The organism is Acinetobacter sp. YH12140, from assembly GCF_013418475.1.
GTDB classification, from domain to species: Bacteria; Pseudomonadota; Gammaproteobacteria; order Pseudomonadales; family Moraxellaceae; genus Acinetobacter; species Acinetobacter amyesii.
In genome coordinates, this window is record NZ_VPBZ01000003.1 from 247,391 (window position 1) to 271,255 (window position 23,865).

Consider the following 23,865-nt stretch of genomic DNA (forward strand, 5'->3'; position numbering starts at 1 on the left):
GACCGGCATTAAAAAAGTGAGCTTTCGCTCACTTTTTTTCGGCTTAGACTCTGCATTACTTTGTCACACCGCACTTACGACATTCCTTGTGCGAACCGATTTCTTCCATTTGCTCGTATTCGTAAATATGCATGCAAAATAGTTTTCTGAATAATTGAAGCATGTTGTTAAAACTCCCGTTTATTTATTAATGTGCTTCTAAATATTTCGTCCTGAAATATTATGATCATGCCTAAACACGCCATAGCTAATTTATTAGCATATTTTTCCAATGAGTCAAATATCTTTACTTTAAAATGACACAATTTCGGATAATCGGTTATTTTTAAGCCTCCCTTATATTCACCTGAGTTATAAGGATTTTTATTAATATCAACATCACAGATATAGATTAATTTTCAGCAAATTTCGCACAAAAAAACTCCCCCTTAGGAGAGTTTTTTCAAATAAATGATCACATGAGTAACGTTATTCACAAGCCCAGATTTAAACGTTCTGACTGGCAAACTTCGCACGTGCAGCATGCAATTTTTTATAGCTATCAATCAGACGTAAATGACGATCTAAACCTTCAAGTTGCATATTGGTTTCAGTTAAACCGTAGAAGCGAAGACTGCCATCCATTGAACCAATCACCGCATCCATACGTTCGTCACCAAACATACGACGGAAATTATGTTCATAGTCATTGAGATCTAAGTCATCGTCCAATTCAACTTCTAAAACCACATTCATGCATTGATAGAACAAACCACGTTCAACTGTATTAGTGTTGTACTGAAGGAAGGTTTCGACTAACTCTTTTGCTTCTTCAAACTCTTGTAGCGCAATATAGATCAGTAGTTTGAGCTCAAGAACCGTTAATTGACCCCATACGGTATTATCATCAAACTCAATCCCGATGAGCGTCACAATATCCGTGTAGTCATCCACTTCAAGCTCTTCTAAGCGCTCAACCAATGACACTAACTCGTCTTCATCTAGGCGATGAATATTTAAAATATCCTCACGGAAGTCCAAAGCTTTGTTGGTATTATCCCAAACCAAGTCTTCAACCAAATACACTTCAGAATAACCCGGAACTAAAATACGACATGCCGTAGCACCAAGATGCTGGTAGACCGCCATATACGCTTCTTTGCCCATATCTTTTAAAATCGCGAACATCGCTGCGGCTTCTTCCGCATTGGCATTTTCACCTTCAGATGTGAAATCCCACTCTACAAAATCATAGTCTGATTGTGCGCTAAAGAATTTCCAAGATACCAAACCACTTGAGTCAATAAAGTGTTCTACAAAGTTATTTGGCTCAGTGACTGCATTCGAGCTAAACGTTGGTTTTGGTAGATCGTTTAGACCTTCAAAGCTTCGGCCTTGTAGAAGCTCGGTTAAGCTACGCTCTAAAGCTACTTCGAGTTTAGGGTGCGCACCAAAAGATGCAAAAACCCCACCAGTACGTGGGTTCATTAAGGTTACGCACATCACAGGGTACTGACCACCAAGTGAAGCATCTTTTACCAATACAGGAAAACCTTGTTCTTCTAAGCCTTGAATACCCGCAACAATACTTGGATATTTGGCTAAAACCTCTTCTGGTACATCTGGTAGAGCCAATTCACCTTCTAAAATCTCACGTTTGACCGCACGCTCAAAGATTTCCGATAAACATTGCACTTGAGCCTCAGCCAAGGTATTCCCTGCACTCATCCCGTTTGACAAGTATAAATTTTCAATCAAGTTTGATGGGAAATACACTGTTTCACCGTCGGACTGACGGACAAATGGAAGAGAGCAAATACCGCGTGCTATATTTCCTGAATTGGTGTCATATAGATGTGTACCTAATAACTCATTTTCTGGGTTATAAATTTCACGTGTGTAGTCATCCAAAATTTCGACAGGTAACTCGCCTTCTGGGCCGGGTTGGAACCATTTTTCATCTGGGTAATGCACAAAGTCAGCATTGGCAATCTCTTCACCCCAGAACTGGTCGTTATAGAAGAAGTTGCAATTGAGACGTTCAATAAATTCACCCAAAGCCGAAGCTAATGCGCTTTCTTTGGTTGAGCCTTTACCATTGGTAAAACACATTGGCGATTGTGCATCACGAATATGTAGAGACCAAACATTCGGCACGATATTACGCCATGATGCAATTTCAATCTTCATGCCTAAACCAGCCAAAATACCTGACATATTGGCAATGGTTTCTTCTAAAGGCAGATCTTTACCCGGAATAAACGTGGTACTGTCTGACGCTAAATTTGGCATAAGTAAAGCTTGTGCATCTGCATCAATGCTTTCTACTTCTTCAATGACAAACTCAGGACCAGTTTGAATCACTTTTTTAACCGTGCAGCGGTCAATTGAACGCAAAATGCCTTGACGGTCTTTTTCTGAAATATCCGCAGGAAGTTCAACTTGAATTTTGAAAATTTGCTTATAGCGGTTTTCAGGATCAACAATATTGTTTTGAGATAGGCGAATATTGTCTGTCGGAATGTCTCGCGCCGCACAATACACTTTTACAAAATACGCTGCACATAATGCTGATGACGCTAAAAAGTAGTCGAATGGTCCGGGAGCAGAGCCATCGCCTTTATAGCGAATAGGTTGGTCGGCAATTACCGTGAAGTCATCAAATTTGGCTTCTTGTCGAAGGTTATCGAGATAATTAACCTTAATTTCCATGTGGGCACCTAAATATTCTTATGTGTCAGTGCAACACATAAAAATGAAAACATAAGCCGAATAACTCTAGGACATTGACTTAAAAATGTGAGGCCAGTACCAATCTAAGCGCTGTTGGGCACGGTACTGACAAGAATGGGCATTATTATAAGGTTATTTTGACTGTTTGATAACTTTTGTCGTGATTTACATCACGATAGGATTCGGCATTTTGTGCATTTTGATCGAATCCAAGCTCAACTGCTGCAACTACAGCCAATTTGTTGTGTTAGTGTGCAGCCGTGAAGAAAAAGGCTTGTCTTTTAAAAAAATCTTCGCTAGTATGCTTTTCGTCTGAACTTGTTGATAAATAACACATTCAGAATATAGGGCCTATAGCTCAGTTGGTTAGAGCAGCGGACTCATAATCCGTTGGTCCACAGTTCAAGTCTGTGTGGGCCCACCAATTTTTTGTAATCATATGCACAACTTTGCAATGATTTGATATATAAACCCATGAATTATAATGATTCATGGGTTTTTTATTTCTGCTTTTTGCACAACTATGTTCGGCTATGCACAGCTTTATTTGACCCTCTTGTGTATCCAATCTTGTATCCGATACTCTTTCTGCATTACTCGGATACAAGGTGTTTAGCTATGAAAAGAACTGCCCTAAATGGCATCAAACAGATAAAAGACTCGCATTTATATAATCTTGAATCTGAAGATAAGGAGTATCGTATTTCATGCGATGCTGGGCTTTATTTTCGTGTATCACCAAAAGGGAAAAAAACTTGGCAAGTCCGCTTTAAGGATGAAGCTGGGAAGTGGAAATGGCATAGTATTGGAAGTTATCCGCAGTTATCGCTTGTAGCAGCTAAACTTGAAGCTTCAACTATTTTTCTCAAGTTACAGCAAAATGAAAAAGTATTAACAAAAAAAGAAATTGAATTGCAAAGAATTGAGAAGCAACAACTTAATTTAAAAAGCTTGATGTATGACTGGCTTGATACTAAGAAAACAACTTGGGCTGCAATAACAATAAAGAAAGAAACTCAATCAATTGAAAAACGTATCTTATCTGTTTTTGGTGAATTGGATTTCACCAAAATTTCACCTCAACAATGGCTGACATTTTTTCAGGATATGCTCAGAAGTGAAAGTATTTACAATCGTGTAGAGAAACTAGTTTCACATTGTCGCAATGCCTATGATCTTGCAAAGTTTCATGGACAAATAGAGTCGAACCCTTTGGATGGAATTTTGAAGTATCTTGATAAAGGTAGTAAAGGGAATATGAAGCATGTCAGTCTTCAGGAACTGCCCGAGTTGGTGCAGTCTATTCGAAGCTATAGAAATTCGCATACGGCAATTGCTTTAGAGTTACTTGTTATTCTTTTTCCTCGACCACAAGAATTGCGCTATGCAAAATGGCAAGATTTTGACTTTGAGAAAAAAATCTGGATAAAGCCTGCCGAAACAATGAAATGTGGTATTACCCATGTTGTACCTTTACCAAAACAGGCAATAGAACTGTTATTTAAATTAAAAGAAATTAGGACAGTATCGGATTTTTTATTTCCTAGCAGAGATAGCCTTATAAAGCCAATGAGTGAAGCAACTTTAAATAATGCTTTGAAAAATCTAGGCTATCGAGGCCGTCAAAGTCCACATGGATTTAGACATATTGCAAGTACTGCCTTAAATAATCAATTCAGTGATAAAGAACAGGTTATTGAAGCTTGTTTAGCGCATAAAAAACAGGGTGTAAAAGCTGTTTATGACAAAGCTACACATTTAGAAGAACGAATTGAAATTATGCAGTGGTGGGCTGATTATTTAGAACAGTTATATTCGGATAAAAAAGTCACAATGAAAGTTGCTTAATTCACTATCGAATGTATGATTAGTGCAATTAATAACAATGTCTTAGATACAATGAAGTTAGACCTTTAGAGTTAAAGGATGTTGGGTAGATTTCGTATCTGCAATTAGAAAATATTAACCCATCAATGAATATTATTTGTGGGGGAAAAATATGGTTGGGAAAACAAATAGGGTAATAGAAATGCTTAACGACTCAATTTTATTAGATCAAGAATTATACAGCTTAGAAAGGCATTTTGAGAAGGTTTGTAACCGCCACCCTCATTTAAAATTATTAGAATCACAATGGCGGTTTGATCAAGAGCTCATTAGTAAAGCCCTTCAAAATGTAAGTACTATTTTTCCACATTACAGTCGTCATGATGTTTCTCATTCTCGTCAGATAATAGTAAATATTGAAAGATTACTTGGAGATAAAATAAAGTTTTTAAGTGCTACTGACACATGGCTTATTTTAGAGGCAGCATATAACCATGATATAGGAATGGTTATTACTCAAAAACAAATTGAAGACATGAATACTCCTGAATTTGAAGAGTTTGTTCATTCATTAAAAGATAGCTCAGATGATAATTTAAAAAAATTTGCAAAAAAATGGATTAAAAAAAAGGCTGTCTTACCTCAAAAAGCAGAAGCCCATGATTTTATTCACCAATATATTCAGTTATTAGCCGAATGGTATAGACAAAAACACCCTCTAAACTCAGCAAAAATAGTAAGAAATCCAGTTGAAGAAATAGGATTGAATTCATCACGTAATGAGTTATTACCAAAGCGTTTATTTGATGTACTGGCAGATATCTGTAAATCACATGGTGATAATTTTGATGCTTTAATAAATTCACTACCGAAAGCAGAAGCAGGCATGGCATCCGAAGACTGCCATCCTCTTTATGTTGCTTGTTTACTTAGAATGGGTGATTTATTAGACATAGATGACAATCGGTTTTGTCCAATCATGATGTCAATGTGTGGTCATAATTTGCCTAACTTAAGTAAAGCTCATTATGATAAGCATCATTCTATTAAACATTTTCGACTTGATGCGGAACGAATTGAAATTAAATGTTTATGTCCTACCCCTGAATCATACGAGGCTGCTTATGATTGGTTTAACTGGCTACAGCAAGAATACCATCAACAGACTCAACATTGGGACCAAATAGTTCCGTGCAAAGAATTAGGTCGTTTGCCAACCTTAATGACACCTATCGTTGATATAGATGAACCCTATTTAATTCTAAGTCAAGGAAGAAAACCAAGTTTTAAAGTTAATCAAGAAGCTATTTTAAAATTAGTAAGAGGAACTGGCTTATATTCTTCGAAATTTGACAGTATTCGTGAAATTTTACAAAATGCCGTTGATTCCACATTGCATAGAATATGGCTTGAAAACCAAGATGAGATTAAGGACTTAATCCCAACATCAGCTCGATTAAAAGAAATCTACGATAATTATAAAATGACTATAACATTTGAACCTAAAGAGAAAAAATCAAATAAATGGGTGTTAAAAATTAAGGATCAAGGAACAGGCATAAGTTCAAATGATTTAAAGTATATGTTAGAAATAGGTAGTTCTTTCAAAAACAAGGAAAAGCAAAAAAGAATTAGAGAAATGCCTAAGTGGTTTAAACCTTCAGGAGCATTTGGTATTGGTTTACAAAGTGCTTATTTGCTTGCAGATAGTTTCACTATGATTACCCATTCATTTTTGGATAATCAAAAACTAAAAATTAGCTTTAACAATAAAAATAAAAGTGTAATTGTTGAAAAAATAAATAAAAATATAGATTTTGGTACTGAATTTATAATTGATATCGATATCAAAAAATTACCCCAAAATATTTCTTATTCATTTGATGAAAAATCTTTAATTGACGATAAATTAAAAGAATTTGACTTCATTGATCCAAACTCAAACTTATCTTTTGTAGAAACAATTAAGATACACAATAGTATTAATAACTTTTTATTAAACTCTCCTATTTCATCCAATCTAAAATTACCTTCCAAAGAAGGAAAAGCTTATTTTGATAAGGAAACAAATCTTTTATTTCATCTTATAGATTTTGGCGATTTTTCTCCTCGAAATCATTATAAAACCTATTTCAGAGGACAGTCCTTTATAGATTTTTACACAAATTATGAATGTGTTAGCTTTATCGTTGATTTTTATCATACAAATTCCGATAAGTTCTTAACATATAACCGTGAAAAAATATTACCCACTGCGAAGAAAGAAGCCAGCAAGGTTTTACGTAAAGCTATATGTAATTATATTGAAATTTTTTTTGATAACTTGGATGAGGAAAAAAAACCTTATGCTGCATTAAGTTATATTGTTAGTCTGACAGAGAAAAAATATGATGAAATTGATCGTAAGTTTTTAAATTATTTGGATAAATTTCCAATTTTACTTGATAAATCTACTATTCTTCTTAAGGATTTAATAAGCAATATTAAAAGTGGAGAAATTAAAAGCCTTTCTATAATTGATAGTTTTAGAAATGATGCTACCGAAGAAGAAAAAATACAAAACCGTATTTTAAATACCTCACGCAATGGTTTATTTCATATTATTAAATTTTTAATAACAAAAGATGGACTTTATTATGTCCAAAATTATAAAACACATGATTTAGAAATTATTAATTTTTCTAAAGATGATATTCAGCCAATAGCTAAGCATTTATTTAAAAATCACCTTATTGAAAAAAGTAAAGGAGGATTACACTCTATTGGTTGTAGACTTATTATTCCCGCTTGGGGGGATTTTAGAGGTCTTTCAATTAAAGAAAAATTTAGTTGGGTAGATATATATGATTACTCTTCTTTCCAATCTGACTTTTTAGTTCTACCTCTAAACTTTAAATATGATATTACAGATAAAGAATTTTATGAAGAATCTGATGATTTTATTAATTGGGTATTCAATCATAGAAAGAATAATGAAATTAAGATTGAAGATATTAAAAGATTGAATCAAGATTTAATTAATCATATTCATAATATACTTCAGTAAGATACTAATTTAGATTAAGAAAATAAGTAAAACTCTTAATTGATTATATAGTTTTTATAAGTATCTAAAGTAAGGCTCGTCCCTAAGGGATCGAGCCTAATTTCATTTGTTAATGCTCTTTGTTGAGCAGATGATTACGCCTGTTCTGGCGGTTCAATTTTTTCATGCCGACTTAGGCCATATTCCATTTCATATTTCTACTGCTAGGCAATAGTTTTATGCTTGTCTAATCTGGAAGAACAAGCCACGATTTTTTCATGCTGGTGTAGCATTATCCTGATTTAAGTCTCAGGCAAACCCGTATAAGTATATTTTCATCAGTGACCAAACTTCTGAATACTTACACTGTACCAATCTCGGCCTAGTCAAGGAGACCAATCCCCGACTGAGAAACACGACCAGTGTTCCATTAACCTTTCTTTTCTACATATTGTCCAACATGCTCACGCATGTGCCGACTCAAGTTTTCGCAATGAGCATCCCGACTGAAAAAAATCGAAATGTTTTAGGATTCGCTTTAAGCTAGCTATCTCATTTAATACAAATCTTACTATTAAGATTTGTATCACAATTTCCGCAAGTAGATACTTGCTTTATATGCGCTACTCACCATCGCTCCCACACTGAAAAAATACAACAGACTTTTAACCAATTTAAGCCTTTTTATTCAGTGCTTCCCAAGTTATTTCAAAGCGTCTTAATGTGCAGACCGTTTATCCTCTCGCCTGTATACATGCTTCCTGTTTCCCCCGACCGTAGTTCCTTAAAAAATATCGGGATATGATGTATACATAACTTTATAAAGGGTAAAACTCTTACACTCCAATCAGCATCTATCGATTAATGCCGTTACACGTTTAAGCTATCCAGCGACCCATTCAGCTTGCGCAAAATGGTGCCAGCTTTTCCAGCGTTAGCCTCAAAGCCCTAGTACCTTACGGCACTCTCAGCAGCCATCGTGATTGGAAATGAGCATACTTTTCCAAGTAAATAAACTTGTTCGATCAAGCATACACATTCAGCTATTAACGGAGACTATCGCACATCCTATGCTGCTCCTGACTGTATCACTTTGAACAGGGTTTCAATGATCCACTATTTTCATAGTTTCACACCTAACTTGGCTATTACTAACCAAATGACCATTTCACGATAAATCGCTTATAGGCTCCCGTTTCCTTGTCGCCCAACCACTTTTTATTTGCTTGGAACTCTTAAAAAGTGAATGAACGGATAGAAAGAGGATATTGCAATCCTCTAGCCCCCGTTGCAACGTACCGAGCGAGGTTTCCCCAGCAGTCCGCTACATCGGCAGTACAAAAATGGTTAATTCGTGTACTCATGGCAATATGTATCAAAGTTTTTGAATGGTGGTCAGCCATTCAAACCACTTCAAAAAAAGAAAGTTGGAATGGATGGTCAATCCACAATTCGATTGATATGCAGCCATATTATCAAAGTTAATTTATTATATCAATAATATTGATATAATATTTAAACAAGTATAAGATTTGCTGATCAAGGTTCGTAATGCGCATTAGGAACTACTTTATTGTCACCTTACAACGTGAGGTGACAGTGCTAGCGCAATTTGATTAATGCTGATTGCTGACGCACTCAGCAAAATGGGAAATGTAGAGAAAATTATTGTTGATGAACAATTCAAAAATGGATGAAGAAATTTGGATTGAAGTGGATTGTTGATTGACATGAAAAGTGCATAGTTGGATGACATAAAATGATTGATTACAGCCCCCACACAAAATACACCGCACAAAAAATTCAAGATAAGGTCACAAGAGGATCATATTTTTACTGCAAATTTATAGTGCAAACTGAGTTAGGTAAAATTGATATTGAAAAGATTATTCATAAATTAACCGAACGATATTCATTAAATTTAACCAGTCGGCAAAGAACATATCGACTAAAACAAGGATTACCTGTTGCTGATCTCATTGTTCAAGACATTCTTTATAAAGATGCATGGTTATTTGTCTTGTTGATCAAAACCCCTAATAGCCATCGTCACAGCAAAGAAACCATAGGCAAAGTGACTTCAACAACTAGTTCAGCATATACATCAAAAGATAAAATTGCTGAACTTGAACCTGTCATCTGGGACAAAATTACAGTCGAGCAAGAATTAACTTTTATCCGTCACTACTATAAAGACAATGAACAATTTAATTTCATATTGAATAAACCTTATCTATGCTTAGATTTTGGGAAATGTGAGGCTGAATTAGTACGGTTAAGCCATAAAAAGTATGCTGAACATCAGACTAAGTTTTACCGTAAAAGTAACAAGAATTTCTCATGGACGTGGCGATTTAAGAAAACTGAAATAGAAAAACTAAAAAGAGAATTAACCCAAATTCTCAATCGAGTGATTTCACAGAAAGATCAGACCAAAGCGCTCAATGATCTTCTTGCATGGCAGAATTATTTTAAAGTTTATGCTGTATTCAGAGGCAATCGACAACAGGCGGGACGTTTATATACCTTCGGGAAACTATTCTTTTTCAGTCGGAAAAGACAACGATGGGATCAAGCACAAATGCCTGTGATGGACTTAACAATCATCGCGCGTTATGAAACCTATGCGGATTCTTATATTGAGTATTGTATGCGTAGATATTTTTATGAGTCCTTTGAAGCGGAGCTTCCACGAGAAATTTCAAAATCTGAAGATTGGCAGTTAATCAGTGAATACATTAAAGCGCAGGATTTATAAAAAAATATCAAATATACTTATACTTAAAAATTTATATATTTGTTTTTTTTATATTTTGAGCTATTTGATTAATAAAATCTAATACTTCTTTCTGCTGTAATTCAGTCAAAAAATAGAGTTTTGTAACAAGTTCTGCCATTAAATTATCTTCAATATAGAAGTAAGCTACGGGTACTTCTAAAACTTCAGCTATTTTTATAGCCGTCAGAAGATCGGGCGCATACTTTCCTGTTTCATATTGATTCATTCGAGCACTAGCCGAAGCTTCATCAATGCCAGCAAGTATTCCTAATCGTTCTTGAGAAAGCTTCTTCGCTTTGCGAGCAACCTTTAGACGCATTGAAAATACATTGGATTTTTTGCTTTCCATATGTTTAATAATCAATTCAAAACTAAGATTCTCTTAGTTTTGAATTGATAAATTACTAAGGATTACTTAGTATTATGATCAGCATAGCTATGCTTTATAATATTGATCCAACACTCAGAGGGTAAAATGAATAAGAATTTTTTATTTTTAGCGATTTCTTTCGTCTTAATTAACGCAACAGGCTGTCAACATATCCAAACAGCAGCAGACAGTACGGTAGGTGCTATAACGAAAGGAGTAAACGCCTATGATGGCTGGGTAAGTAAAGGTACTCAACGCGTATGGGATGAAATGTCAAATAAAGAAATACGAAACAAATTTTTAGTCCTTTCAAATAACTCTAATAATAATGTAATTGTTCTAAACCCATCATTGATCAATGATAAATTTAAATTAGAAAAACGTACAATGGGTTCAATCCATTTAGAAAAATATATTAATCATGAAGCAAACTTTAGCGAAGCAAATCGAAAAATTAACAATGGTATTTATATTTCAGAAAAAGATTTAGCCTCAAAAATGTTTATTGAACAAGCATTAGCAAAAGGACATCAAGTCCGTATGTATAAAAAGAATATTAATAAAGATTTGAACAATGGATTAGTACAATCAATTACCGAGTTTAATGGTGCTCAAAATCGTTATGATGTCGACCCTGCCTTTGTAGAGTTTGATAAAAATGGTAGTCCTGTAGCGATTATGACGCGTTCATGGCAAACAATTTCAGCTATCGGTGTCGATAGCCGTACATACACCAATATTTATTTTGCTCAAGATGCTTTGCGTTGGTTTGAAAATAATTTTTCAAATCGTTATTTAGAAGACTCTTTAATTCGGACATATAAATAAGTTTCCTACTCTAAGATTCTATCCAGTATTAATTTATTGCATTCAGATAAAATAAGCAAAACCTCAAAGAGACACATAATGAAGACAATTACATCTATTCTTGGGCTTTCTTTTGTAACTAGTATCATTGGGTGCGTGACTGTCGATCATATAAAAACTTCAGATGTATCAAAATTTAAAGGTCCAAATGAAGTTATTACTTCCAAAAAATTGAATGGAAAAGATGGCACTGGGAAAGAGTACATAACGAGTGACGTATTACTTGATCACCAAATTCCTTATACTTATTTAAAGACATATTGTGAATCTCAAAATGGGCGTTTTTCACAGACATATCAATCAAAATTTTCAAGATTAACCAAGCCAATTCAAGGTTATACAAACATCGCACTCCCATATATTGGTGGTTTTACTTGTACAGCTTCCCAACCGTGGGGTGTAACAATTGAACCGATTTCAAACAGGTACAATCGTAATGCACAACTTACGTTTATGACTTTAAAAACTGAAATAGCAAATCCACTTGATCTTCTATATACATCAAGTGACTATCATATGATTGATATGAAAAAGAAAAGAGACCTTGATGCTCAAATACAACAACGTAATCAAGAGATTAGAAATCAACAACAAAATTATCAACGCATGATTTCTGCTAATGCGCCTAAATCCAATGATATCGGTCGCACTATCTGTAAGGATACTTCAGTTTCTGAATATACTGGTCTAATCGTGCTTGGTCAGCCACAATTTAGAACTGTAGATGGTGCAAAAGTTATTGCAAGTTTAGAAACAATTAGCAATAACAACATTAAAATTAATATCAAAGGTTGGTTAAGTAGTAACAATAGCATTGCTTCTGGAAATAATGTTATGTACAAACAAACGCCATTGGAATCTGGTCGCGTGATTTGGGACAGTAAAGAAAATTGGTACACTTGTATGTATTAACATTTTTTCTAAAAAGTTGACTTGCTAATCGACAAGTCAACTTTTTAGTTAGACATATCATCTTGAATTTCATATTTTTATGATTTTCTCTCATTCAGTTCCACTTTGTGTTGAAAAAATTAGCAATTATTTTTCTAAGATTGTAGTTACTTTTGACTAATGATTTAAATTTTATGCATGTTTAATTTTGGGAGTATTACCCCATCATAAGTGATAATTTTGTTATTTAAACTTTTTATAAAAATCAATAATTATATCAAAAATATTGATATAAGTTTAGTGCGACAAATTTTGTCTTTCTATTTCCAATTTTGCTGAAAAAACTTTAATTTTCGGTACACTAGTCATGTTTTATTCTTTTCATCGGACTCCTATAACAATGACCCACGTACAACTGCAACAATTACAAAAACAACTGTGGAATATTGCCAATACTTTGCGCGGTACCATGGGCGCCGATGAATTCCGTGATTACATTCTGGGTTTTATTTTCTTTAAATATTTATCGGAAAAGTCGGTGAACTTTGCCAATGAATTGCTCGATGGCGAAGACCTCAGCTTTTTAGAGTTAGATGAAAATAATCCTGAGCATGTACCGTACATCGAAGAAATTAAAAAGAATGCCATTGCCGAAGTGGGTTATGCGCTTACACCAAAACAGCTATTCCATACCTTAGCCGAGCGTGGTCGTCAGGGCGAATTCATTCTGGATGATTTAACTGCGACCTTAAAATCGATTGAACAAAGCACCTTAGGCACCGACTCTGCCGATGACTTTGCCAACCTGTTTGAAGATTTAGATCTAAACTCGACCAAGCTTGGCAATAATGCCAGTGACCGTAATGCACTGGTGGCGAAAGTCCTGAGTCATTTAGATGATATTGATTTTGATATTAGTAATACCGAAGCCGATGTACTGGGGGATGCTTACGAATACCTGATTGGTGAATTTGCCTCAGGCGCGGGCAAGAAAGCTGGTGAATTCTATACCCCACAAACGGTATCGACTTTACTGGCAAAGATTGTCACCCAAGGCAAGGAGCGTTTACGTTCAGTCTATGATCCGACTTGTGGTTCAGGTTCGTTGTTGCTACGGGTAAAACGTGAAGTGAAAGATGTCGATATGATTTACGGTCAGGAGATGAACCGTACTACTTACAACTTGGCACGCATGAACATGATTCTGCATGATGTGCATTTTGCCAAGTTCGACATCAAGCAGGAAAATACCTTAACCCGTCCGCAGCATTTAGATAAAAAGTTTGATGCGGTGGTGGCGAATCCGCCATTTTCTGCAAAATGGTCTGCCGATCCGTTATTTTTACAAGATGAACGCTTTGCTGCGTATGGCAAACTGGCGCCAAGTTCTAAAGCCGATATGGCATTTGTACAGCACATGCTGTATCAACTGGATGACAACGGCACGATGGCGGTGGTGTTACCGCATGGCGTATTATTCCGTGGTTCGAGTGAAGGCGTGATTCGTCAGTATTTGATTGAACAGTTGAATGTGGTGGATGCCATTATTGGTCTACCCGCCAATATTTTCTATGGCACTTCGATTCCGACCTGTATTTTGGTGTTGAAGAAAAACCGTGAGCAGAGCGGCAATATTCTGTTTATTGATGCCAGCAATGAGTTTGAAAAGCAGAAGAACCAAAACAAGTTATTGCCTGAGCATTTGGATAAGATTGTTGCAGCATTTGAAAAGCGTGAAAATATTGAAAAATATGCGCATGTGGCGACTTTGCAAGAAGTGAAAGATAACGACTACAACCTGAATATTCCGCGTTATGTGGATACCTTTGAGGCGGAAGCCGAGATTGATTTAGATGCGATTGCAAAACAGCTTCAAGCTTTGGAACACGACAGCCAAAAGGCCGATGCTATCATTGCAGAGTTTTGCAAAGAGCTAGGCATTACATCGCCTTTTGCGGAGGTGAAGTAATGACTGCGCCTAAGTTAAGATTTAAAGATTTTGATGAGGATTGGACGGCTAAAAAGCTGTCACAAGTTGCAAATCTCACATCTAGTAAGCGAGTTCATTTATCTGATTATGTGTCTGAAGGAATTCCATTTTTTAGAGGTAAAGAAATTACCGAACTTAAATCAGGAATTTTTCCTAAAGATATTTTGTATATTTCAAAAAAACAGTATGAGGACTTTAAAGAAAAATTTGGAGCACCTCAAAATAATGAAATTTTGATGACTGCAGTAGGTACGTTAGCGAATACTTACTTGATTAACACTGATTTTGAATTTTATTTTAAAGATGGAAACCTAATTTGGTTTAAAGATATTAATGCAGATCCAAACTTTTTAATGATTCTATTAGATGCTAGAAAAAATGATGTCTTAGCTAGTGCGATAGGTTCAACCCAAAAAGCTTTAACAATTGCGAATCTGAATAAGCTAATTTTTAATTTTCCATCCAAAGAAGAACAAACCAAAATCGCCTCTTTTCTTTCTACCGTGGATGAAAAGATTAGCCAACTCACGCAAAAACATGCGCTACTCAGCCAATATAAACAAGGCATGATGCAGAAGTTGTTTAGTCAGGAAATTCGTTTTAAAGCGGATGATGGTAGTGAGTTTGGGGAGTGGGAGGAAAAGACTTTAATTGATTCTATTGATTCTAGTATCAAATGGAGCTTTACAGGCGGTCCTTTTGGATCAAACCTAAAATCAGATGATTATACTGAATCAGGTATAAGAATTATCCAACTTCAGAATATCGGGGATGGGCTATTTTTAAATGATTATAAAATTTTTACTTCACTTGAAAAGGCTGATGAATTACTAAGTTGTAATATCTATCCTAATGAAATTTTAATTTCAAAAATGGGCGATCCTGTAGCTCGTTGCTGTATTGTTCCAAATCATCATGATCGCTACCTTATGTGTTCTGATGGTATTCGATTAGTTGTTAATAAAAATAAATATTCCACACATTTCATGTTTTACCAGATTAATTATCAAGATTTTAGGCAAAAAGCCTCAGATGTTAGTACTGGGTCAACAAGAAAACGAATAGGTTTAAGTGATTTAAAACAATTACCTATTTTAGTTCCTTGCCTAGACGAACAAACCAAAATCGCTAATTTTTTATTGAGTACCGATCAAAAAATTGAAGTTGTGACACAGCAAATTGAACAAGCCAAACAGTGGAAAAAAGGCTTGTTGCAGCAAATGTTTGTTTAATACTTTCATATCAGCAAAGTGATAAAGTCACTTTGCTTTTTAATACTTTATAAAACTTAAAATAGGACCATCATGAAAAAACTTATACTCGTTGCTTTTATGGCATTGCCGATGTTGGCACAGGCTCAACCTTTTAAATATCAAAAAGATATTTCTGGTTTTAAGCACTATAAAGGAGACGTAACCATAACAGGAACTTACTCACGTACTTTAGACCCTGAATATTTAGAATATATGGGCGATGGGATTTGCTTTGAACCTGATAAAAAATCATCTGCACTTGTTCCTCGTCCAAAAGGTGATGAACGAACTGCATGGTTCTGCTTTAGCAATTTTGAGCAAGCCAAAAAAACATTTAAATTGCCAGATACCATTAAAAAAGACTATTGCAGCTATGAAGGTAAGGCAACCATTACCATTAAAGACTACAACTTGTTTGTTGAAGAAACAGAAGGTTTTGACTTAACACACTTGGTTTCAGCAAAAAATATAACGCCTGCAAAAGCAGTGAAGTGTGAAACTCAGTATTAAAGCTGTTTTGTTAATGCATTCAGATAAGCCAAAAACTTGAAAATGGCTTGTTGCAGTAGATGTTTGTGTAAGGGGAATTGTTATGGCGAATTGGTTAGTTACTGTTAATTTCGATGAATTTGATTTAGAAAAAGCCTTTGAAGCATTACCTACAATTTATTGGAAAAACTCAGCAACGACTGAAGGTAAAGGGTTACAGATTAACGATATTGTTTATGTCTATGTCACTCAACCAATATCTAAAGTCATGTATCAATTCAAAGTGATTGGACATGCTGATCCATCAGAATATCCTCTTGCACAAAAAGCATTTTGGAAAGATAGGACCCAACTGAATAGCATTAAGGGCTATGCTGTTTTTGAAAAGTTAAAAAAAGTCGATAAAGCTACTTTATCCTTTGATTACTTTGTCCAGAATAAATTAATCCCTGATGCTCCAATTCAAGGTCGCCGTACAGATCGTGACAAAGCTCCGAATGACCCTATTCGCATCTTCTTAGCGCATATTGTGAATGAGTTTAATCACGAAACTGTCGCTACAGATTACCCAGATGAAGCTGACACTGAAAATAAAAGTTTTCCTGAAGGTGCAAAGCAAACCGTTCAAGTGAATCGCTATGAACGTAATCCTGTAGCACGTGCCAAATGTTTAGAAATTCATGGAACGCGCTGTGAAATTTGTAAGATGAGTTTTGCAGAAACTTATGGCACTTTCGCTAAAGATTTTATTCATGTGCATCACAAAACTCCATTACATCAAATTTCAGAGAGTTATGAGGTCAATCCTAAAACGGATTTAATTCCTGTTTGCCCAAATTGCCATGCAATGCTGCATCGTCAGGAAAATGGTATTCCCATGACAGTTGATAGATTGAAACTTTTATATGAAGTCTCAAGAAATTCAAAATAGAACAAAGTATAAAATTTAGTTTAGAAAATAGAGGGTGAAATGACAGTACAAAGCGAATACCAACTTGAAAATGAACTGATTAGCCAGCTGCAACAATTAGGTTATGCCTCAGTGACGCTCAAGGACGAAAGCCAACTACTGTCTAACCTCAAAACCCAAGTCGAACGCGCCAATGGACTTGCGCCCCTGTCAGAAACGGAATGGAAACAAGTCATCAGTTTTTTAAACACGGGCACCGTGTTTGAACGCGCCAAGAATCTGCGTGATCTGTTCCCAGTCAAATTTGATGATGGAACCAGTAAACACCTTTTTTTCCTGTCCGATGATCCTAGCAAAAATATTTATCAAGTCACTAATCAAATCACCATCGACCACCGCGACTATAATGGCAGAACCAGCCGTTTTGATGTGACTTTACTGGTCAATGGTTTGCCTTTGGTACAGATCGAGCTGAAAAAGCGCGGTATGGAAATCGCCGAAGCCTTTAACCAAACCCAGCGTTATACCCGTGAAGCGTATTGGGCTGGACAAGGACTATTTAGCTTTGTGCAATTGTTTGTCATCAGTAATGGCGCCAATACCCGTTATTATTCTAACGGCACCACAGGCATCGAGTTTGCCTTTCCATGGGCGGATGTCAGCAATAAACACATCAATGAAATTGTCGACTTTGCCGACGCATTTTTAAATCAGCAGCATCTGACCCAAATGCTGACTCAGTACATGGTGCTGCTAGAAACCACCAAAAGCCTGATGGTGCTGCGTCCCTATCAGATTTATGCAGTACAGAAAATTGTTGAGCATGTGCAAAACTCCGATCAGAACGGCTATATCTGGCACACTACAGGTTCAGGCAAAACCCTGACCTCATTTAAAGCCAGTCAGATCATCATGCAAATGCCTGATGTGGAAAAAGTCCTGTTTGTGGTGGATCGTAACGACCTCGACACGCAAACCTCACGCGAATTTAATGCTTTTAAAGCCGATAGCGTCGACAGCACCGATAACACATCGACCTTGGTGAAACAGCTGGATCAACGTCATGACAAACTGATTGTGACCACCATCCAAAAACTCAATCGGGCCATCAGCACCGAGCGTTATTTAGAATCGATTGATTATCTTAAAAATAAAAAAGTGGTCTTTATTTTTGATGAATGTCATCGCAGTCAATTTGGTGAGACCCATCAGAACATCAAAAAATTCTTCAGCAATGCACAAATGTTTGGTTTTACCGGTACGCCTATTTTTGAAAAGAACAGCCAAAGCAAAGCAGGTTTAAAACTGACGACCGATTACCTGTTTAATGAGTGTTTGCATAAATACGTGATTGTAGATGCCATCCGTGATCGTAACGTATTGCAGTTCCAGATTGATTATCGGGGCAAATACACCGCCAAAGGCATGGCGACGAATGACAGTTATGAGGAAGATGTAGAAGGCATCGATACCAAAGAACTGTATGACAACCCGCAACGCTTAGAAATGATTGCCCGCTACATTGTCAATATCCACGATACCAAAACCCGTAATCGTGAATTTACCGCGATGTTCTGTGTCAGTTCGGTCGAAACACTGACACAATATTACGACATCTTTGAAAAAGTGCAGGCTGAAAAGCAAATTGAAGATGAAGCACAAGGTCGGATATTTAAACCGTTGACCATTGCCACTATCTTTTCTTATGCGGCAAATGAGGCTGTACCGACTGATGACTTAAATGGCTTAATTCATGAAGAAGCCGCAGATATTCCAACTCAGGTCAATTCATCCAGTCGGGATAAGCTGGATCGCTACATTGCGAATTACAATCGACAGTTTAAAACCAACTACAATTCTGGTGATCAATTTTATGCGTACTACCGCGACATTGCACAGCGCGTAAAAAACAGACAGATTGATATTCTAATTGTGGTCAATATGTTCCTCACGGGATTTGACTCGAAGCCGTTAAATACCTTGTATGTCGATAAAAACCTAAAATATCATGGCTTGATTCAAGCATTCTCACGTACCAATCGTGTCTATAATGATAAAAAACCATTTGGCAATATCATCTGTTTCCGCAACCTGAAACGCGCAACAGATGAAGCACTGGCGCTATTTTCCAATAAAGAAACGACCAAGATCGTCCTTGTTCCAAGCTATGCGGAAATCGAACAGGATTACCAAGCAGCGGTGAGCAAATTGTTTGCCTTAACGCCCAATTACCAATCAGTCGATGATCTTGTCACTGAAGAACAGCAACTGGAATTTATTAAAGCTTTCCGTGAAGTGATGCGCTATAACGCGCAATTACAAACTTTTATTGAATACGATCAAGACCAAACACAACTCGATAAGCAGCACTTTGCGAATTTTGCCTCTAAGTATGCTGACCTATGTCGTGCCGTTAGAAAGACCACCAAGAAAGACAAAGTATCGGTACTGGATGATGTCGATTTTCAACTGGATTTACTGCACAGTGACCGCATTAATGTTGGTTATATCATCAACCTCCTACAGCTTGTTGTTGATACAGACTCAGAGGACAAGCGTCAGAAGTACCAAGCGCAAATTTATGACTTAATCAGTAGCGATATTAGTTTGCACGATAAGCAAGACCTTATTCAAAAATTCATTGAAGAAAACATGCCGAAGATGATCAATGGGCAGAGCGTCCAAACGGCTTTTGCTGCATTCTGGGATGCTGAAAAAGAACAGGCCTATCAGCATCTCTGCAAAGAAGAAAACCTGAAACCAGAAGCCATGAAGCAGGTTCTGGAGCATTATGAGTTCACTAAACGCTTACCACGTAAAGAAGAGTTGAAAGACTTGCCTAACTATAAGGTTAAGCTGTTTGAGCGGGATAACGTCTTCACTCACTTGATGGTCAAGACACGTCAGTTGATTGAGAAGTTTTATACTGGTTTATAAATCAGTAACGCTGAATTTCAATTTGAGATAATTAAATGGAAAGAGTTACACAAGAAGACAAAGAGGAAGTAGCTATATTTCTAAAAGAATATAGCAAACTTAATAATAAATTTATTAAAATTAAATTTATAAGTAATAATCTAAAATTTAAAACTTACCTTAGTAATGAGGAAAAGGATTTCCATGTTGAGAAAATTTATTTATTGTTAGAGGATAAGTCTTTTAGAAAAATATTGGAATGTGAATTAAAGCTAAGTGATTTAATTCTTTTTTCTAAAAAATATTATTTCTCAATAAAATATAAGGAAAAACTGGATAGTAGTTTAGTATATAGTGGAACTGAATTAAAAAAATGGCTCAATAAGCTTGAGTCAGCAAAAAATAAAATGATAAATTTATTAAATACATCACCATTGTCGAAAACCAAGACAACAGTTTTTTATTTAAGTTCAAGCTATGTTAATAAGATTGTGAATTATTTGAGAAAAGAAAAAATAATTGCTGTTATAGATATGGAAATGATAGATGTAAGATTTCATGAACTAAAAGAATATGCAAAAAAATATGATAATAAAGATATTGATGATTTTATTAATTTTATGAAAGATAATAATTATATTTCTCCTTTAAGTGGTATGGAAGATGATATAAAAATACCAGAATATAAGTTTTTAAGAAAATATAATGATATTTTACTAAGTGAAAAAATATATAATAAATTAATTGATTATATTGAATTTGTGGATAGTGATCTGCTTGATTTTTTTTACAAAAAAATAGAAACAGAAATATTAAATATGAAATCTCCACGAGTTGATAATACATCGCACAGAACATTCTTTATTAAAGACATATGGGATATTGACGGAAAGGCAGAGATTTTCCCAAATAAAAGACCGTACAATATAAATATAATTTCTAAATTAATTCAAATTTTTTACACCGACTTAGATGTACTAAATGATGATGCGGCAAAGGCTAAAGTTAAAGAAATATTAAAAATAAAATAATATATTTCAATTATTTAGGTTTTTTTTGTAAAAATATTAAAAAAACATAAGGGCTTATAACTTCAAAAAAAACCATGATGGTTCCTAGCATTGTTATTGGAGCTCACAAATGCTTTTGAAGATTAAAGATGTTTGCCGTATTCTAAAAATTAGTAGAAATACGTTGTATAACTTGCAACAAAAAGATTCTTCGTTTCCGAAGCCAATAAAATTTGGAGATAAAAAACAAGCTAGAATTTTTTATCGTGAAAATGAAATAAAAAATTGGGTTTTGAGTTTAAATCCTTCAGATTCTGAGCTGGAGGGTGAAAAATGAATGTAAAAATCATTTTTAACGAACCGTTTGCAGCAAGCACCGATCCGGTGACAGGCAATAAAACCGAATATCATTCGATTGAAGATTTTGCAAAAGGCTGTATTGATGAGCAGAATCTCAAAGTTAAGCCTGAAAGCTATATCCATCCTGAATTGCCGGAATATAACTGCGAAGAAAACACAGTTTTTCCTTTTGTAAACCCCCAGCAGCTTAAAGAGGTTATTGGTTATCGAATTGGTGGAATTGCGAAGAAATGGGATATAACTCAGACACCACACAAAGAGATTGATTCTAAAAAAGTATCTTTTTTGATTGGTAAAGAAGGAATCGTTGCAAGTATTAAAAATACTACCTCTATGCAGTATGTTTTAGGTACTGATAGCGCAGAGTTATTTGCAAAACTTGCTAAGGCTGGTGAATCAGTCATATTCCATTCTGATATTGATGTCGCGTATCGGATTATCAATAGCGGTATGCCTGAAACAATTTTTAGGGCTATGACAGGCTTTAATCAACCTAAAAAAAATCAGGATTTATTTATAAAGTTGGACGAGAGTTTTAAAGAACTTCAATCTACACAAATAAAGTATTTTTTTTCAGAAAAAATTAACGAGCTCAAGCAAGCAATTGACCCTAACACATTTATTCGAGAACCATTAAAGCAATGGGAAGAATTGTTACCACTCGTACAGAAAGAATCAAATGCATCTTATCCAATCCATGCTTTTCCAGAAATTGTACAGAATGCCGTAAAAAAAGCGGCATATTACAACCATGTACCTCTTGCACTAGCGGGACAAACAGCATTGGGATTGATGGTGTATGTTGCGCAAGAACATGCACAAGCTCCGAGTGATAAAAGTATCAAAGGGCAACCGTGTTCGTTTGGTACACTTTCAGTATTTGAAAGCGGTGGTGGTAAAGATGAAACTAGAAATCTATTGGCAAAATCTATTGTAGATCGAGATAGAAAAGACAAGGTGGGTTATCTTGCTGAGAAGCGCGCTTATGAAGCTCTCCCCCCCAAAGAAAAGAAAGATATACCACTACCCATTAACCCAGTCACGCTCTACACGAAAGGTACGACACAAGGTATTGTAAAAGCTATGTCACGCTCAATCCGCACTAGCTTTGCATGGCAAACTACAGAGGGCGCAATGGTTTTGGGTGGTTACTCTCTCACCAGCGATACGATGGGCGAATCTTTAGGGGTGATTAATACTCTTATAGATCAAGGAGAAAGCTCTAGCACCTTGCACGGCAATGATGAACCCGAGATTGTCATAGATAAAAGGTTTAGCGTGGATTTATGCATTCAGGATGTAATGGCAAAAAAGGCACTTAATAATGAAGCATTACGACATCAAGGTTTTTTAGCGCGTTTTTTATTTGCAGCACCTGAGCCTTTAGCTAGGCGCAAGGTCACTAAGGAAACACGGTGCATTATTGCGAGTGAAGATTCTGCAATCATTGCTTTTAATGAATTATCAGAACGATTGAAATATCCACCACATATAGAAATTGATTATCTCAGCGGTAAGCGTACTCAGTTTATGAAAGATGCTGAAGCAGATGCACTGCATATTGAATTTGAGAACCACATTAAAGAGGCAGCAGACAAAAGCGGAAAATATCATAGTATCCGGCCAAACGCTTTACGGATGATTCAATACAGCTTAAGAGTTGCAACAGTGCTAGCGTATTTCACACCTGAGTTAGATTGTATTGATGCAAAGACTATGCAAGGTGCTATTGCTCTATGTACCTACTCACTTGATGAATGGATAAGGTACTACGGTAAAGATGAAGAAACCGACAGCGACTTATTGCTTAAGTGGTTAATGAAAGAAAACGGTAGCAAGATTTTAAAATCGAGAATTTCTACTCACGCATCACCTGCAAAATTAAGAAATAAAAATATTCGTGATGATGCTTTGACAACTCTTTGTGACTGTAATTATGTGCGAATAGAAAAAATTAGTGGAAAGGATTATGTAGTTTTAAATTCTACTCTTTTATGAAAACATGCTAAACCTGCTAAAAGTAGTTGTAAGCCTTATATAGTGAAGGTTACGTTTTAGAAAATACAAATGCTAGGCTGTGCTAAAAATGCTAATTTTTCGGGAAATAGCAGAATTAGCCAGCTTTAGCAAAATGTTTTACTAAAGCTAATATCTTGCACAGCAAGGTGTTCATAGTTAATTAGCAGCTTTAGCAAACTTTAGAAAATTAAAACATCAGAAAGCAGTTCCGGAATAAAATTATAAAGGGCTAATTTAGAAAAATAGCTAGTATTTGCCAGAATATTATCTATTGAATGATGATGTTAAATTAGTGCTGAATCAGTTCAATTCTTAGCGCTAAGAAAAAAAATGAAAAATAAATACAAAAAAGTAACAAAAACAACCCATGTATCCAAGTTTGTATCTTTTTCCACTCACTTTAATAATTTTTTATAAAACAATAATTTAAGTTAAAGTATGGTAACG

Annotated in this window: 15 protein-coding genes and 1 tRNA gene; 14 read left to right on the forward strand and 2 right to left on the reverse strand. The window is 35.5% G+C overall.

Going from position 1 to position 23,865, the window contains the following annotated elements:
• Positions 1-486: 486 nt before the first annotated feature.
• Positions 487-2,691: an OsmC domain/YcaO domain-containing protein gene (locus tag FTU75_RS04905; RefSeq protein ID WP_180115287.1), complete on the reverse strand. Its 2,205-nt coding sequence runs from the start codon at positions 2,689-2,691 to the stop codon at positions 487-489.
• A gap of 368 nt (positions 2,692-3,059) precedes the next feature.
• On the opposite strand from FTU75_RS04905, the gene FTU75_RS04910 reads away from it, so the two are divergent.
• The 4 genes from FTU75_RS04910 to FTU75_RS04925 all read left to right on the forward strand — a co-directional run bounded on the left by FTU75_RS04910 (position 3,060) and on the right by FTU75_RS04925 (position 10,322).
• Positions 3,060-3,136: transfer RNA gene (locus tag FTU75_RS04910), tRNA-Ile, on the forward strand.
• Positions 3,137-3,330: 194 nt separating this feature from the next.
• Positions 3,331-4,560, forward strand: a complete 1,230-nt coding sequence (locus tag FTU75_RS04915) for a site-specific integrase (protein WP_180115288.1) — start codon at positions 3,331-3,333, stop codon at positions 4,558-4,560.
• Positions 4,561-4,741: 181 nt separating this feature from the next.
• On the forward strand, positions 4,742-7,585 hold the full coding sequence (locus FTU75_RS04920; protein ID WP_180115447.1) for an ATP-binding protein: 2,844 nt from the start codon (positions 4,742-4,744) through the stop codon (positions 7,583-7,585).
• A gap of 1,738 nt (positions 7,586-9,323) precedes the next feature.
• On the forward strand, positions 9,324-10,322 hold the full coding sequence (locus FTU75_RS04925; protein WP_180115289.1) for a hypothetical protein: 999 nt from the start codon (positions 9,324-9,326) through the stop codon (positions 10,320-10,322).
• A 31-nt stretch (positions 10,323-10,353) separates the two neighbouring features.
• On the opposite strand, the gene FTU75_RS04930 is transcribed toward FTU75_RS04925, so the two are convergent.
• The gene (locus FTU75_RS04930; protein ID WP_180115290.1) at positions 10,354-10,692 is read right to left on the reverse strand and encodes a helix-turn-helix transcriptional regulator; all 339 of its coding nucleotides are present in this window, start codon (positions 10,690-10,692) and stop codon (positions 10,354-10,356) included.
• A gap of 126 nt (positions 10,693-10,818) precedes the next feature.
• Between FTU75_RS04930 and FTU75_RS04935 the strand changes: the two genes are divergently transcribed.
• From FTU75_RS04935 to FTU75_RS04980, 10 genes are all read left to right on the forward strand, one after another.
• Positions 10,819-11,541 (forward strand): hypothetical protein, encoded by a 723-nt coding sequence (locus FTU75_RS04935; protein WP_180115291.1) that lies wholly within the window; start codon positions 10,819-10,821, stop codon positions 11,539-11,541.
• Positions 11,542-11,619: 78 nt separating this feature from the next.
• A complete protein-coding gene (locus FTU75_RS04940; protein ID WP_180115292.1) occupies positions 11,620-12,492 on the forward strand; it encodes a hypothetical protein in 873 nt (290 codons plus the stop codon).
• 379 nt (positions 12,493-12,871) lie between these two features.
• Positions 12,872-14,440: a type I restriction-modification system subunit M gene (locus tag FTU75_RS04945; protein WP_180115293.1), complete on the forward strand. Its 1,569-nt coding sequence runs from the start codon at positions 12,872-12,874 to the stop codon at positions 14,438-14,440.
• Positions 14,440-15,693 carry a restriction endonuclease subunit S gene (locus FTU75_RS04950; RefSeq protein ID WP_180115294.1) on the forward strand — a complete coding sequence of 418 codons (1,254 nt, stop codon included), beginning with the start codon at positions 14,440-14,442 and terminating at the stop codon, positions 15,691-15,693. Before FTU75_RS04945 ends, FTU75_RS04950 begins: the two co-directional genes overlap by 1 nt.
• A gap of 72 nt (positions 15,694-15,765) precedes the next feature.
• Entirely contained in the window at positions 15,766-16,224 is a 459-nt protein-coding gene (locus FTU75_RS04955; RefSeq protein ID WP_180115295.1) for a hypothetical protein, read from the forward strand.
• Positions 16,225-16,306: 82 nt separating this feature from the next.
• Complete coding sequence (locus FTU75_RS04960; RefSeq protein WP_180115296.1) at positions 16,307-17,134, forward strand: HNH endonuclease; 828 nt, start codon at positions 16,307-16,309, stop codon at positions 17,132-17,134.
• A 39-nt stretch (positions 17,135-17,173) separates the two neighbouring features.
• Entirely contained in the window at positions 17,174-20,050 is a 2,877-nt protein-coding gene (locus FTU75_RS04965) for a type I restriction endonuclease subunit R (RefSeq protein WP_180115297.1), read from the forward strand.
• A gap of 35 nt (positions 20,051-20,085) precedes the next feature.
• Positions 20,086-21,060, forward strand: a complete 975-nt coding sequence (locus FTU75_RS04970) for a hypothetical protein (RefSeq protein ID WP_180115298.1) — start codon at positions 20,086-20,088, stop codon at positions 21,058-21,060.
• Positions 21,061-21,169: 109 nt separating this feature from the next.
• Positions 21,170-21,376, forward strand: coding sequence for an AlpA family transcriptional regulator (locus tag FTU75_RS04975; RefSeq protein WP_180115299.1), 207 nt, complete (start codon positions 21,170-21,172; stop codon positions 21,374-21,376).
• Positions 21,373-23,397, forward strand: a complete 2,025-nt coding sequence (locus tag FTU75_RS04980) for a DUF3987 domain-containing protein (protein WP_180115300.1) — start codon at positions 21,373-21,375, stop codon at positions 23,395-23,397. Before FTU75_RS04975 ends, FTU75_RS04980 begins: the two co-directional genes overlap by 4 nt.
• Positions 23,398-23,865: the final 468 nt, after the last annotated feature.

Bases quoted from the DNA above. Each gene is read 5' to 3' on its own strand.
- FTU75_RS04905 (WP_180115287.1), bottom strand. From the start codon at position 2,691: ATGGAAATTAAGGTTAATTATCTCGATAACCTTCGACAAGAAGCCAAA.
- FTU75_RS04915 (WP_180115288.1), top strand. From the start codon at position 3,331: ATGAAAAGAACTGCCCTAAATGGCATCAAACAGATAAAAGACTCGCAT.
- FTU75_RS04920 (WP_180115447.1), top strand. From the start codon at position 4,742: ATGCTTAACGACTCAATTTTATTAGATCAAGAATTATACAGCTTAGAA.
- FTU75_RS04925 (WP_180115289.1), top strand. From the start codon at position 9,324: ATGATTGATTACAGCCCCCACACAAAATACACCGCACAAAAAATTCAA.
- FTU75_RS04930 (WP_180115290.1), bottom strand. From the start codon at position 10,692: ATGGAAAGCAAAAAATCCAATGTATTTTCAATGCGTCTAAAGGTTGCT.
- FTU75_RS04935 (WP_180115291.1), top strand. From the start codon at position 10,819: ATGAATAAGAATTTTTTATTTTTAGCGATTTCTTTCGTCTTAATTAAC.
- FTU75_RS04940 (WP_180115292.1), top strand. From the start codon at position 11,620: ATGAAGACAATTACATCTATTCTTGGGCTTTCTTTTGTAACTAGTATC.
- FTU75_RS04945 (WP_180115293.1), top strand. From the start codon at position 12,872: ATGACCCACGTACAACTGCAACAATTACAAAAACAACTGTGGAATATT.
- FTU75_RS04950 (WP_180115294.1), top strand. From the start codon at position 14,440: ATGACTGCGCCTAAGTTAAGATTTAAAGATTTTGATGAGGATTGGACG.
- FTU75_RS04955 (WP_180115295.1), top strand. From the start codon at position 15,766: ATGAAAAAACTTATACTCGTTGCTTTTATGGCATTGCCGATGTTGGCA.
- FTU75_RS04960 (WP_180115296.1), top strand. From the start codon at position 16,307: ATGGCGAATTGGTTAGTTACTGTTAATTTCGATGAATTTGATTTAGAA.
- FTU75_RS04965 (WP_180115297.1), top strand. From the start codon at position 17,174: ATGACAGTACAAAGCGAATACCAACTTGAAAATGAACTGATTAGCCAG.
- FTU75_RS04970 (WP_180115298.1), top strand. From the start codon at position 20,086: ATGGAAAGAGTTACACAAGAAGACAAAGAGGAAGTAGCTATATTTCTA.
- FTU75_RS04975 (WP_180115299.1), top strand. From the start codon at position 21,170: ATGCTTTTGAAGATTAAAGATGTTTGCCGTATTCTAAAAATTAGTAGA.
- FTU75_RS04980 (WP_180115300.1), top strand. From the start codon at position 21,373: ATGAATGTAAAAATCATTTTTAACGAACCGTTTGCAGCAAGCACCGAT.